The sequence below is a fragment of the Metabacillus flavus genome (genome assembly GCF_018283675.1).
GTDB lineage: Bacteria > Bacillota > Bacilli > Bacillales > Bacillaceae > Metabacillus_B > Metabacillus_B flavus.
Genome location: NZ_JAGVRK010000001.1, coordinates 2,071,714 through 2,084,187 on the forward strand (window position 1 = coordinate 2,071,714; position 12,474 = coordinate 2,084,187).

Here is a 12,474-nt window from a genome sequence, read left to right on the forward strand (position 1 = left end):
TCAAATCTCCTTATTTTCACGAATGACGACACTTCCGTTGACTCCCGTAACCACAACATTTGGATGCTTTAGAAACAGACCGTGCTCTACAACGCCTGGAAGCTGTTTTAACATGTCAGCAAACTTACCTGGTTCTGCAATCTCTTTCAAATGCAGATCATAAATGACATTTCCGCTGTCTGTATAAAATGTCTTACCGTTCTCCTTTTTGCGAAGGACCGGAACTAAATTATTCTTTGCAAGGAGGCGTCCTGTATGTTCTGACCCAAACGATATGACCTCGACAGGAAGAGGAAATTTTCCGAGCTTTTGAACCAATTTCGTGTGGCTCGCCACCCATACGATTTTATTAGAAGCATTTGCGACAAGCTTTTCACGAAGAAGAGCGCCTCCTCCCCCTTTAATTCCATTAAATTGAGGATCAATTTCATCGGCTCCGTCAATCGTCAGATCTATTATTTCTGTTTCGTTTAAATCGATTAAAGGAATGTGCATGCTTTCAGCAATCCGGGCGGTATTAGTGGATGTAGCTACTCCTTTTAGCGTCATTCCCTGTTTAACCAATTCACTGATTTTGGCAAGCGTATAATAAACCGTACTGCCTGTCCCTAAGCCAATCGTCATTCCATCTTTTATATATCCTGCCGCATATTCACCAGCTTGTTTCTTCTCATTCATAGCATGCACCTTCCATACGATAAAGCGGCCAAGTTCTTAACAGCAATTGACCGCTTCATTAATTAGTAATTAAGCTGTTTTAATTGGGAAAGAATTTCTGAAGGCTCTGCCCGATCTTTATAATCGGCTTTTGTATACTCATAAATAATATTCCCGCTTTGGTCGGCAATGTAGGTAGCGGATACAGGAAGACTCCAGGTTTCATCTCTATTGTGCCCTGGAACATCCAATCCCTTTTCCTTATAAATTTCAATTAAATATTCAGGCATCCGGTAAACAAGATTAAAATCCTGTGCTGTACTGTTTTCTTTGTCACTTAATACATGAAAGGAAAGTTCATTTTTTTCTTTCGTACTTAAGGATGCATCAGGGCTTTCCGGACTGATGGCCACAAGTTCTGCTCCCGCTTCATGAATCTCATCCAGAATGGACTGATACGCTTTAAGCTCCATATTGCAATAAGGACACCATCCGCCTCTGTAAAATGTTATAACAGCAGGTCCTTTTTTCAGAATATCCGTAATGCTGATTTCCTTTCCTCTGGCATCCGGAAGAACGAAATTGGGAACTTGATCACCAACCTGAAGGCCCTTTCCTTCTTCAGAATCCTCAAGCTCTTGGATCGCTGTCTCCATTTTCTGCTGAGTTTCTATTGGAGTATTTTTCTTGAACTGCTCCAGATATGCCTTAAAGCCTTCACGAAGCTGTACTTCAGCCATTTCAAATCCTCCTTCATATTCTATACTTGAAACCATGGTATCAAGTTTTGGCCAGTCTTGCTCCTTATATGCTTAACTGGACGATGAAAGCAGATCTTCCCTGTTGAAAAGCTGGCTCAAAACAGCAGAAAGTTCATCAGAACTCAGCTTAAAATCCGATTGATAAAGAGTGGACCTCAGCCTGAAGCCGTCAAGCAACAGCATGTACAGCTCCGCTGCCTTAGCAGGATCCAGCCCACTAGGGATTGTCCCATTCTGCTGTCCGGAACGTATCCATAATAGAGCAAACTGATAGAGGCTGTCATAGAAATCATCGAGGGCATCCCGTGCAGTTTGATGATCTGTTCGTGAAACTAAATAAACAAATATCTTCCCGATAATTTGTTCCGGATCTTCCATCACTCTGATTTGTTCTGCTAATACGTCCGCTGGATCCAGCATGGCTTTTTGGCCTTCAGACAGCTTGTAAAAAAAACGGTCGTTGCTTTCTTCCAGAAGATTCTGCAGAACCTTTGCCATCAGGTCGTCTTTGCTTGACACGTAATGATAAATAGCACCTTTTGACAGACCTGTCATCTTCATTAATTCAGCAAACGTTGTCTGGTGGCAGCCTTTTTGTGCAATAAGCTGTTTAGCCGATTCTGCTATCAATTGCTCTGAACGAATACGTCTGGCAAGCTGTTTCACGACATCCCTCCCCTCATTATTATAAAAACCGACCAGCGGTCTGTAAATACGACACCATAAAATTACCCGATCCTTTAAGGATCGGGATTGTATTAATCATCGTCATTAATAAATCGCTTTAATGTGAGGGGTTCTGCAAGTATTTTTTTAGCCGATGCGAAAAAAGTCTGGAAGTGTTCTGATCGATTGTGAACATCGATCGCATGCTGATCTTTCCATTGCTCAAGCATAACAAACTGGTTTGAATTGCTTACTTCTTCAAATAGGCGGTAACTAACATTACCTTCTTCTTCTCTTGTAAGTTCAACTACCTGCTGCACTTTTTCAAGAAACACTTCCCGGTACTCTGGTTTCACATTCATATAGGCTGTAATGCTGATCATTACGACTCCTCCTCTTCAATCACAGACTGTTTCTGTTTATTCGTGAAATATTGCACGTGTCATTTAAATTTAAAGTAGCATGCTTTTGTTAGTCTATCAACGTATTTGCCTTTCATAATTCAGGCTGCGGTTCCTGTCACAAAAAGTTCGGTTTATCTTGAATGGACTATTTGATATTCTGTTGCTAGATAGGCTAAGCATGTTTAAAAAGATGAAACCTTTTATTTAATACCCCGTATACATGATATCGAATGAAAATGGAGAGGTTAAAATATGCTATTGAGAAAATGGATGTCCCGTCTTGGGATTGGCGCAGCTAAAATTGATCTTGTTTTAGACAGCGAAATCTATAAACAAGGAGACGTCATACATGGACGCTACGATATTTATGGGGGAACCATTGAACAAAAATTGAAAAGAATTGAATCCGATCTTGTTCAAACGCAAAATGGAAAAGAAACCCACATTTTGAATAACTGTATTTACACTGCATCCACCGTCATGGCAGATGAGAATCGGGCGATATCCTTTAAATGCAGATTACCTGAGCATTTACCTCTGACGGATGAAAAGACAAGCTACAAGTTTGTCACAAAACTCATTTTTGATAATGGGACGGACAGTCTGGATCATGATGAAATCAGGGTCATCTCACTATAAACCGTCCGCTTCAAGCTTAACGAAAGGATCGGCCCAAGCATCCAATACCTTTGAACCGGCTAAAAACGGGAAGCTGTCAATCAGCCTTCCCGTTTTTTTATCCTAAAGAATGGGTAACCGAATGAATCCAGGATTTCGCCATTAGCAGATTACCCGTCGAAGTCATATGAACTCCATCTGTGGTTAAAGGAATGCCCTCATTTATCTGAAGAACTTCAGTGAACGCCTGGTGGGCCGGAACTAAAATTGCGTGATATTTCAAAGCAAGTTCATTTACTGTATTTATGTAAGGAACCAGCTTCTTATTCCCCTCTGATTGAAGATCTTCTTCAATCACTGTAGGCTGCATCAAGATAAGCCTGGCTGTCGTTTTTTCTATCGCTTTATTTATTATTTGTTCATAAATTTCTTTAAATTCATCAGGGAGCACCTGTTTCTTGCCTGGCTGATCGAGCTGTCTCCAGACGTCATTTATCCCAATGGATACCGAAAGAAAATCGGGCTTCTCATTTATAACATCCCTTTCCCATCGTGTAGCAAGATCCGTCACACGGTTGCCGCTGACTCCCCTGTTGCATATCTCTATTTGGCTGCTCATTCCTTCTGATACATAGTAATCTCTTATTAACCGCACATATCCATGTCCAAGGTTTTCAGGATCGGATTTTCTCCCGGAATCCGTAATACTGTCTCCAATAAAAACTATTTTTCCAACTGGCAAGTTTTTATGTGCAAACACTGGCGTTCGCTCCTTTTCATGCGATATAGTGATAGCAATTGTATGATTATCATTCTATCATAAGAGCCTGGAGGCATACTCATGAAAACTTTTATTATTACAGGTACATCAAGAGGTCTTGGGGAAGAGCTGGCCTCTCAATTACTGAAAACAGATCATTATGTTATCTGTCTATCAAGATCAAAAAGCGGCATGCTCAAGCAGAAAGCAGAAGAGAGAAAGGCTCCGCTCCTCGAAATTCAAGCAGATTTAACGGCAGCAGATTCCATTCCGGATCTTATGGAACATATTTTTTCTTCCATTCCTGCAGAAGGTCTGCAAGGCATTTATTTACTGAATAATGCGGGTACCGTTCAGCCCGTTGCACCCGCAGAACTTGCATCAGCAGGTGAAATGGTTCAAAACATATCCATCAACCTCATAGCTCCCATGGTATTAACGGCTGAATTTATAAAAAGAACGGCTGATATCCCTGCTGAAAAGAGAATAATGAATATCTCATCCGGCGCTGCCAGGAATTCCTATGAAGGCTGGAGCAGCTATTGCTCTGCTAAAGCTGGTCTAGATCATTTTTCGCGCTGCATCGCTGAAGAACAAAAACATAGAGAAAATGGGATTAAATGTGTCTCGATCGCTCCAGGTGTCGTTGATACAAGTATGCAGGAGCATATCCGCAGCCTTGAAGAAGGCAGGTTCCCTCAGCAGGCCAAATTTATTAAATTAAAAAAAGAAGGAAAGCTTTATTCGCCTACTTTTGCCGCTGAGAAACTGCTCACAGTACTCTTTGATGATCAATTTGGCAGCGAGGTGATTATGGATATCCGCGGCGTATGAACTATACCCCTGTATCGGGTTCAAGAGAAAGGGCATCATCCCTCCAAGTACCCTGTCGGCTAACCGATGTATATGATCAAAGAACCCGCTTACTCAAGTAAGCGGGTTCTGATCATTTATTAGCTTTTCACCGTCTGTGCTGCACTCAATACTTGAATGGTCATGGATCCATTTGCTTCATCAACTGTCGAACGGATCAAAACAGGGAAATCCTTGCTGTTCTCAAATTTAAAATCCGGTCCGCCCCATGAAACCGTAGCATCTTTATCCTTAGGCACATATCCAACCTGTTTGGAATGGTGGTGCAGTTCAATAATTTCAAGTCCGGCATTTTCTACAGCGTTGTAAAGAGTAGAGGATGTCTGGCAGATTCCTCCACCAACCCCTTCGACAAACTCTTTATTCACGATCTCAAGTGCTTTTTGATAGCCTCTTGCTTCCGTTCTTTCGCCAACGATTAAATTGTAGTAAAAACGGTCTCCAGGACCAAGCACAATGTTATTAATCGAGTTTGAAGACAGCTTAATATTATGGACCCGGCCTTTAACCGCAGGATTAAAAGCTGTTTTGTATTCACCGATTACTTGATTGGTAATCCCGCTTATGTCTTCTGCTTTTACATTCGGGACACTTTCTTCAATTGGAAGAGTAATTTGGCTTTCATAAGCACTTAAGTTTTGAAGCATGCCAGATGTTTTTTCTTCATCGAGGACTACTCTTTTCTGCCCCTCTGAAAACTGTCCGTTGGCGCCTAACTTTGCCGGCACCATGGGCTGGTCGATTTTCTTTGCAAGGTCATCTGCGATTGAATCTGCATCTATATCACCATTCGAGGAATCGTACGTATAAAGAACATCATTTGTTCTGGAATCAATTAACTCCACTTTGCGGTTGAAATTTTTTGCTTCGAGAACTGTCTCTTTTGTCATTAAATCTTCCGCCTTGGTTACTTCCGCTGTGTCCCCCCTGCTGCTGCACATCCTCCAGCAAACAATAGTCCTAACACAATGACTGTTTGTTTTAACAATTGCTCTCTCTCCCAATTCACTATTTATTTCTTGCTCCCCTATAAAACGTTTAAACCATGGAAAATGTTTCATATTTTAATAGTAGGCTCCAAACTTGGCTGTTGATCTCTGCTGGCAATCGTTTTCCGCGGGCGGGCGGTGAGCCCGAAGGAGTCTCATGCCTTCCGCTCCAATTAACAGGTGTTAAATAAACAACATAAAGCTTTAACAAAACCTAATAATAAGAGAATATTAAATCCATTCCTTGGATGAATCCAATAAATTATGGAATGAACACCTATAGATTTTACCACTTAAGAGAAATGACACATGTGTATATAGTACCATTTTCACCAAAAAACTAAACTATTCGGCTTATGATGGAAAGAGGATAAAAGAAAAAAGAAGCAGTGTCACGATTCAGGTTAATGATATTAGTGACTGAATCGGCCTGCTTCTTTTTTCAAATCAATCATACCGGGGCTGGCTGTAACGGCCAAACCACTTGAACCGGCTTGTAGATACTTTAGAGTAAAACATCTCTGCTGCCTTTATCACGAATGGAACATACATAATGATGCCAAGCGGCTTGGTAAGTGGCATGGATAGAAAAATCTTCCTTAATGCATGCGCTCCGGCCAAGACCTCTTCATCTTTTGTAATCATATGAATTTTTTCAAGTAAAGGAAGATCTCTCAAGAATGCAAAGGGAGTTTCTTCTATCGTTTGTATAGAAGACCATTTAATTCTGCAGCGCCAGTCTAATGAGGAAAGGGATTTTTTTAAATGAAAACATAATGGACACTGTGCATCATAAAACACGACATGCTTCAAAATATCTCCTCCTATACCTGTTCATTACCACAATGCGAAGCAGCTTAAAACGAGGATTCCCTGGATTTTTCATATAGTTTTAAATTTGAGTAAACAGCCTGCAAATTCGGAACTGATACACCTGTCTCACTTGCCATACTATAAAGATATCCGTGCAGATGGTCTGCTTCAACATTTCCGTGTTTTTCCATGTCTCTTTGCATAGAAGATTTCATTGTATAGCTTATCTGATCGATTGTTTGCATATGTTTCTCTGTAATGTGTCCGGATAGAGGTGCATATGCCTGTCTCATTACAGATTCCAATTCTTTAAACAACCGCGCTAGAAATTCTCTCGATTCATGCACCTTTCTAATCGGCCCGATCGGCTGTCTGAAAAGTGTCGTTACACCTGACATAGCTGCGATAAAAAGATACTTCTCCCACATGTCCTGCACAATCGAGCGGCTTGCTTTAGCATCACTTTTGCTTCCATCAAATGCATGCTCGACATCCCGAACCCTTTCCGGCATACTCCCATCCCATTCCCCAAAAACGAAACGGTGGGTCTGGCTGGTCTGAATAATGAAACCCTCCGGTGAAAGGTCAGACTCAATGAAACACAGGCCCCCTAGCACCTGATGAGCAGAAAAACGCTCTTTCAGCTTATGTATATGATCCATCCCATTCAGCATCGGAATAATTACCTTATTATCCTGAACGTACGGCTCAATATCGGATAGCGCCTGATCAATCTGGTAGGCTTTTGTACTAAGAAGGATCACATCGTATGCTCCTTGATCTCCGCTTAGGATGGTTTTTGGCTGAAAGCTGAAATCCCCGTGAACACTTTTTATAATCAGGCCTGTTTCAGCAAGCTGCCGATTCCGTTTTTCCCTTACAAGAAACGTTACATCCTGTTCGTTTTCGGCCAGTCTTCCTCCAAAATATCCCCCAACAGCTCCTGCTCCAACAACCAAAAATTTCATTTGTTACCTCCCCCTTCATTCCCCGTTACTCAAATTATACACGAACATGGAAAAAGAAGGAAAAATCCGGACTGTATTCAAGCAGGCTGTTTCTTATTCATCCAAAAGACACCAAGAAGAATCATAACCCCCCCTGTTAGTGCTGAAACTGCCATTCTTTCTTGCAGGAGGACTGCTCCTGCAGCCAAGGTAAATAGAGGCTCAATATACAGAAAAGCGGCCACGCTTGAGGCATTCATCCTTGATAACGCCTTTCCCCAAAACCAATAGGCGGCTGCAGAAACAAAGATTGCCAGAAAAAGAAGGTGCGCCCATTGATGTTCAGGCATTGTAACTAAAGCATGCCAGCCCCCATTTCTTATCGTAAACGGAAGCATCAGCAGAGAACCAATGACACTCGTGTAAAACGCAATCGTGATTATTGGGTAAGGCACAAATAACTTTTTTAATAAGATGGAGTAAATCGCCCAATTAAGTGTACTGAGCACCATTAATGCAACACCTGCATTAGATGAAGCTTTAAATCCCTCACTATAAGCGACAAAAAGTACACCTGCGAGGGCGGCAGCCATCCCGAACACTTTGCTTTTCGTCATGTTCTCCCCTAAAAGTGCGGCCGATAGTATGACGGTAAAAACCGGGGAACAGGCAATCAGCCAGCCTGCGGAAACGGCATCAATGTATTGAAGAGCCAGCACTTGAATCCACTGATGAATGAACACACCGGAAACACCCAGGATTACAAGCTGGGGTATATGCTTCAATCTGATAGCTAAAGGGATATTAAAAACGGCACCTGCCAGTCCAAGAAGTAAAGAAGCCAGTCCGAATCTTGACGCCACGATTGTATAAGGATCCAGGTTCTGAAGCAAAGATTTACTGGATACAAAGGAAACTCCCCAAAAAGCAACCGCTGCTAATGCATATAATTTAAAGACAAATCCCTCTCGCAAAACTATACCTCCAGAGTAAGACCTGTCCTTATATATATGCTGTTAAGGTTTGTTCAGCACAAAATCGCCAATTCCATATAAGACTCCCATGACTTCATTTGCTCTCTTTTTCCGTTTTACCAAATTCGACCGTTTTTATATCTCCCAGCACAATCGTATAAAAGAACAGTCCGATAGCAAGAACCGCTCCTGCAATCATGAAAGATAAATTAAAAGAACCCGTTTTATCTACAAGGTATCCTGTAAGGGCAGCCGCTATGATTCCTCCGAATAAATTATTCGAGAAATTAACGATAGAGCTTGTCTGCCCCTGTGCACCGGGTGGAGAAATTTTGGATGCAATTGTCCATCCGATTGGTGCCGTGGCAGATATTCCGGCGAGACCAACGGAGATAAATACCATGGAGAGAATCGGATTGCTGGTAAAAATGGCGCCAAGGAATGAAAAACCAATCAGCATTCCGATTATAATGACACCTTTGTACACCCGATCCGGTTTATGCCCTTTTTGAATCAGCCGATCAACGAGCCATCCTCCCACCGCTACTCCTGTTATAGAAGCGATTAGCCATGGAATAGCGGTCAGCAAAGAGGACGATAAGAGGTCAACCTGGAATTCTTCTTTAAAAAAGGTAGGGAGCCATAGTAATAAAAGATTAAACGTATAGCCGTATCCGGTAAAACCAATGGTCACTCCCCATACCTTTCTGCTGGCAAAAAGCTTTTTCCACACATCTTTCGCCCGGTGCACAGGGATATCCGAAGCATCTGCTCCATACTTTTGAATGTAATTGATTTCTTCTTCTGAAATTTTTTTATGTCTCCCCGGTTCGTCATAATAGCTCCAAAAAACCAGTGTAAAGATGACATTTATGATTCCTAAAACCAAAAAGGCAGTGCGCCAGTCATAAAATGTAATTAATAGTGCAACCAGCGGTCCTCCAATTACATTCGAAAATTTAGCAGCGGAATCAAATAATGAATTAGCCAGACCCCGTTCATGATATGGAAACCAGTTAGCCGTAGCTTTAGAAGCAGCAGGAAAAGCAGATGCACTCATGACTCCGGTAAAAAACCTTAATATGTAAAGGAGCAGCTTTCCGCTTATAAATGCGAAAATGATGGTTAATATGCTCCATACCGCCATACCGATTCTTGTAATCCATGATACTCCCCATTTATCCAGCATTGTTCCTATAGGCAGCTGCATCATAGTATAAGCATAATTATATATCGAAAAAACAATACCAATCTCAGTAGCGGACAGGTTGAAGCTGGCCTGCAGCTCAGGCGCCGCGACCGCGATCGCAACCCGGTCAAAATAATTGAGGATAATTATGCTGCATAAGAGGGAAGAAATAGCCCATCTCGTATTTTTCCCCTTCGGTCTTTGAATCGCTGCATCACCCATGAAATCCTCTCCTTCATTTGCCTGTTAAACCCCTATTAACCTTCCCCGCTGCCTATTCTGCTACCCTTTTTTTCTCAAATGGTTTTCAACTTTAAATAAGGGGAACATAACGATTAAATACAATTTTTAAAATTGTCTTTTCATGTACAGGCAAACATACTATACTGTCCTTATTGCATAAATGTACTTCTACAGAAATGGGGTTTTCTTTTTGCTTTTACAGCCGCTTTTGATTTTCGTCCTGCAGATTCTATATGTTCCAATCCTTACTCTTCGGACAATCTTTTTAGTTAAGAATCAAACGAGAGCAGCCGCTGGCGTTGGATTAATGGAAGCTGCGATTTACATCGTGGCGCTTGGAATTGTTTTTCAGGACCTTTCTAATATTTATAACATTATTGCCTATGTTCTGGGCTTCAGCGTTGGGTTATATTTAGGCGGCAAACTTGAAAACAGGCTGGCAATCGGCTACGTTACCCACCACGTTAATCTTAATGAGCGTTCTGACGAATTAGTTCATGCGCTAAGAAACGCCGGCTTCGGAGTTACGGTTTTCACCGGACAAGGCTTAAACTCCATGCGCTACCGTTTGGATATTGTCGCCAAACGATCAAGAGAGCAGGAACTTATGGAAATTGTAGAGGAAATTGAACCGAAGGCGTTTATGACTTCCTATGAATTGAGATCATTTAAGGGCGGTTATATGGTTAATTCCATGAAAAAAAGAGCTAAAAAGTTTAACAGTGAAAAAAATCAGGAACAAGCTAAAACGGGCGATTCTCAATGAATCGCCCGTTTACCTTTAAAAATTATCTTTAATCGCTTTGTCAATAAGCCCCTGACACCGCTCAAGTTCTACCTTCAGCTGCTTTTTATAGAGCATCGCAGCGTCAAAATCCTTAAACTCATAAAAGACAACTTCCTGCAGTTTCATACCCTCTTTCTTTTTCTTAACCTGCTTTAATACTCCATCATCAATTAATTCATGAAGAGCTTTATATACTTCAGAATGATTAGGCTTATAGCCGAATCTTCTGAATTCATCTCTCATATTATCCAGCAGCTTTAGCCCATAAAGTCTTTTCTGGTCTGTCAGTGTGATCATATATAATTTAAGAAATGCCCGCTGTTTAAGCAGGAAACCGCTGCTGTTTCTCGATTCTTTCATTCTGTCCCCTCCTATTGAAAGCATACTACTCCTTTCGCTAATAGAACATGATTTCCTTTTTGAATTTTTAAAATGATCCTTTTTACATTTTATTACGGGCTTGTTTTATAGTATGATTATTTAGAACATAGTTCAACTAGAAAGTTTTTTGTCTGTTGTCTGTGCAGCACAAAGTTGATTATTTAGAACATAATTCTTTTAAAATTTGTTTACATAAGATGGTTATTAAATTCAATTTCTCCAAAAAAAAACTGCCGGATGATTTCCGGCAGTTTTGACGTTTATTTATTTTTGATCCCTTTGTAATCTCCACGGTATCGCTTGTCGAAGCCACTCTTTCTCATTAAGCCATTATGACATTCATTATTGCGTGTGCTACACCATCATCGTTATTGGAAACCGTTTCTCTGTCACAAAGTTTCTTTACATCTGGATCTGCATTTCCCATTGCAATGGATAATCCAGCGGCTTCCATCATCGGAACGTCATTAAAGTTATCACCAATGGCCACAGTGTCCTCCATTTTAATTCCTAAATGGGACGCCATGATTCGAAGACCCTGTCCTTTATGCCCGTCTGGATTCATGATTTCGATATTATTTGGTCCTGATGAAGTCGGAGCAATCCCATCGATGCTCTCAAGGGCTGGGAGCAGCTCCTCTTTTAAACCTTGATCGAGAGTTAAAATAAAGAACTTTTGAATGGACAGCCCTTCCATACTCAGCAAGTCTTCAACCGAGTCAAACAGCTTTACTGCTCCATCCGCTTTCGGCTGTTCAGTGATTCTTTTATATTCTGATTCAGAAATGGAATGCCTGCCATCCATAGCTTTTAATGCGGCGGTAGTCCGTTCCGCCCAGCTGTTCAGCACATAAATGCCTTCGCTTGTATAAATTTTATATGGTACATTCTTTTGATCGAGTAAAGCGGCTGATTCCCTGACTGCCCCTTCACTGATTGATACCCTTGATAGCAGCTTTCCTTTTGAGTAAACGACTGTGCCATTGCTGCCTGCAAGATCACATTGCAAATCAAATTCCTTTAATACCGCTTGAATATCTTCTGGAGCCCGGCCGGAGCAAATCATGACATGATGTTTTTCCTGTGCTTTTAAAATTGCCTTTCGGTTTACGTCAGAAATCTTCAGCTGCGATGATAACAGTGTTCCATCTAAGTCAATTGCAATCAGTTTCATTATGTATGTCTCCTTTATATTCAATCTTCCTTGGTGCATATCTATCTTACACGTATTATGCTCGTTCGTCATGACTTTGCTTATTTTGAAGCTCTGTTAAACTTGTCTGTTGGGCAGCCCGCAGAGGAAAACTTCAATGGAAAAGACTTAAGCCTATCTGACGTACGCACCATCCGCTCCAGTCAACTTAATACAGTTTTTCGTCATAAGAACCGATATAAAAACAGCCATCTTTAAA

15 protein-coding genes are annotated in these 12,474 nt (G+C 41.2%); 3 read left to right on the plus strand and 12 right to left on the minus strand.

Annotated elements, in window-relative coordinates; genetic code table 11:
• The 4 genes from rpiA to J9317_RS10630 all read right to left on the minus strand — a co-directional run bounded on the left by rpiA (position 1) and on the right by J9317_RS10630 (position 2,467).
• Entirely contained in the window at positions 1–678 is a 678-nt protein-coding gene (rpiA, locus tag J9317_RS10615; RefSeq protein WP_211558412.1) for a ribose-5-phosphate isomerase RpiA, read from the minus strand.
• 62 nt (positions 679–740) lie between these two features.
• Entirely contained in the window at positions 741–1,397 is a 657-nt protein-coding gene (locus J9317_RS10620) for a peroxiredoxin-like family protein (RefSeq protein WP_211558413.1), read from the minus strand.
• A 72-nt stretch (positions 1,398–1,469) separates the two neighbouring features.
• Positions 1,470–2,084 (minus strand): TetR/AcrR family transcriptional regulator, encoded by a 615-nt coding sequence (locus J9317_RS10625; protein ID WP_211558414.1) that lies wholly within the window; start codon positions 2,082–2,084, stop codon positions 1,470–1,472.
• A gap of 92 nt (positions 2,085–2,176) precedes the next feature.
• The gene (locus tag J9317_RS10630; protein WP_211558416.1) at positions 2,177–2,467 is read right to left on the minus strand and encodes a putative quinol monooxygenase; all 291 of its coding nucleotides are present in this window, start codon (positions 2,465–2,467) and stop codon (positions 2,177–2,179) included.
• Positions 2,468–2,740: 273 nt separating this feature from the next.
• Here J9317_RS10630 and J9317_RS10635 point away from each other — a divergent pair, with 273 nt between their 5' ends.
• Positions 2,741–3,127, plus strand: coding sequence for a sporulation protein (locus tag J9317_RS10635; RefSeq protein ID WP_211558419.1), 387 nt, complete (start codon positions 2,741–2,743; stop codon positions 3,125–3,127).
• Positions 3,128–3,224: 97 nt separating this feature from the next.
• On the opposite strand, the gene J9317_RS10640 is transcribed toward J9317_RS10635, so the two are convergent.
• On the minus strand, positions 3,225–3,866 hold the full coding sequence (locus J9317_RS10640; protein ID WP_347880524.1) for an SGNH/GDSL hydrolase family protein: 642 nt from the start codon (positions 3,864–3,866) through the stop codon (positions 3,225–3,227).
• An 81-nt stretch (positions 3,867–3,947) separates the two neighbouring features.
• On the opposite strand from J9317_RS10640, the gene J9317_RS10645 reads away from it, so the two are divergent.
• Positions 3,948–4,700: a (S)-benzoin forming benzil reductase gene (locus tag J9317_RS10645; protein WP_211558421.1), complete on the plus strand. Its 753-nt coding sequence runs from the start codon at positions 3,948–3,950 to the stop codon at positions 4,698–4,700.
• Between the two features lie 119 nt (positions 4,701–4,819).
• Here J9317_RS10645 and J9317_RS10650 read toward each other — a convergent pair whose 3' ends face one another.
• The 5 genes from J9317_RS10650 to J9317_RS10670 all read right to left on the minus strand — a co-directional run bounded on the left by J9317_RS10650 (position 4,820) and on the right by J9317_RS10670 (position 9,873).
• Complete coding sequence (locus J9317_RS10650) at positions 4,820–5,629, minus strand: VanW family protein (protein WP_211558423.1); 810 nt, start codon at positions 5,627–5,629, stop codon at positions 4,820–4,822.
• A 546-nt stretch (positions 5,630–6,175) separates the two neighbouring features.
• On the minus strand, positions 6,176–6,541 hold the full coding sequence (locus J9317_RS10655; RefSeq protein ID WP_211558425.1) for a thiol-disulfide oxidoreductase DCC family protein: 366 nt from the start codon (positions 6,539–6,541) through the stop codon (positions 6,176–6,178).
• 44 nt (positions 6,542–6,585) lie between these two features.
• Positions 6,586–7,509 carry a ketopantoate reductase family protein gene (locus J9317_RS10660; RefSeq protein WP_211558427.1) on the minus strand — a complete coding sequence of 308 codons (924 nt, stop codon included), beginning with the start codon at positions 7,507–7,509 and terminating at the stop codon, positions 6,586–6,588.
• Between the two features lie 77 nt (positions 7,510–7,586).
• The gene (locus tag J9317_RS10665; RefSeq protein WP_211558428.1) at positions 7,587–8,462 is read right to left on the minus strand and encodes a DMT family transporter; all 876 of its coding nucleotides are present in this window, start codon (positions 8,460–8,462) and stop codon (positions 7,587–7,589) included.
• A 94-nt stretch (positions 8,463–8,556) separates the two neighbouring features.
• Positions 8,557–9,873: an MFS transporter gene (locus J9317_RS10670; RefSeq protein WP_211558430.1), complete on the minus strand. Its 1,317-nt coding sequence runs from the start codon at positions 9,871–9,873 to the stop codon at positions 8,557–8,559.
• A gap of 211 nt (positions 9,874–10,084) precedes the next feature.
• On the opposite strand from J9317_RS10670, the gene J9317_RS10675 reads away from it, so the two are divergent.
• Positions 10,085–10,660 carry a DUF2179 domain-containing protein gene (locus J9317_RS10675; protein WP_249292134.1) on the plus strand — a complete coding sequence of 192 codons (576 nt, stop codon included), beginning with the start codon at positions 10,085–10,087 and terminating at the stop codon, positions 10,658–10,660.
• Positions 10,661–10,675: 15 nt separating this feature from the next.
• On the opposite strand, the gene J9317_RS10680 is transcribed toward J9317_RS10675, so the two are convergent.
• Complete coding sequence (locus tag J9317_RS10680) at positions 10,676–11,041, minus strand: replication termination protein (protein ID WP_211558434.1); 366 nt, start codon at positions 11,039–11,041, stop codon at positions 10,676–10,678.
• Between the two features lie 343 nt (positions 11,042–11,384).
• Positions 11,385–12,236, minus strand: a complete 852-nt coding sequence (locus tag J9317_RS10685; protein ID WP_211558436.1) for a Cof-type HAD-IIB family hydrolase — start codon at positions 12,234–12,236, stop codon at positions 11,385–11,387.
• Between the last annotated feature and the right edge of the window lie 238 nt (positions 12,237–12,474).

Coding starts and splice junctions, on each gene's coding strand:
- rpiA (WP_211558412.1), bottom strand. CDS start 678: ATGAATGAGAAGAAACAAGCTGGTGAATATGCGGCAGGATATATAAAA.
- J9317_RS10620 (WP_211558413.1), bottom strand. CDS start 1,397: ATGGCTGAAGTACAGCTTCGTGAAGGCTTTAAGGCATATCTGGAGCAG.
- J9317_RS10630 (WP_211558416.1), bottom strand. CDS start 2,467: ATGATCAGCATTACAGCCTATATGAATGTGAAACCAGAGTACCGGGAA.
- J9317_RS10635 (WP_211558419.1), top strand. CDS start 2,741: ATGCTATTGAGAAAATGGATGTCCCGTCTTGGGATTGGCGCAGCTAAA.
- J9317_RS10645 (WP_211558421.1), top strand. CDS start 3,948: ATGAAAACTTTTATTATTACAGGTACATCAAGAGGTCTTGGGGAAGAG.
- J9317_RS10650 (WP_211558423.1), bottom strand. CDS start 5,629: ATGACAAAAGAGACAGTTCTCGAAGCAAAAAATTTCAACCGCAAAGTG.
- J9317_RS10660 (WP_211558427.1), bottom strand. CDS start 7,509: ATGAAATTTTTGGTTGTTGGAGCAGGAGCTGTTGGGGGATATTTTGGA.
- J9317_RS10670 (WP_211558430.1), bottom strand. CDS start 9,873: ATGGGTGATGCAGCGATTCAAAGACCGAAGGGGAAAAATACGAGATGG.
- J9317_RS10680 (WP_211558434.1), bottom strand. CDS start 11,041: ATGAAAGAATCGAGAAACAGCAGCGGTTTCCTGCTTAAACAGCGGGCA.
- J9317_RS10685 (WP_211558436.1), bottom strand. CDS start 12,236: ATGAAACTGATTGCAATTGACTTAGATGGAACACTGTTATCATCGCAG.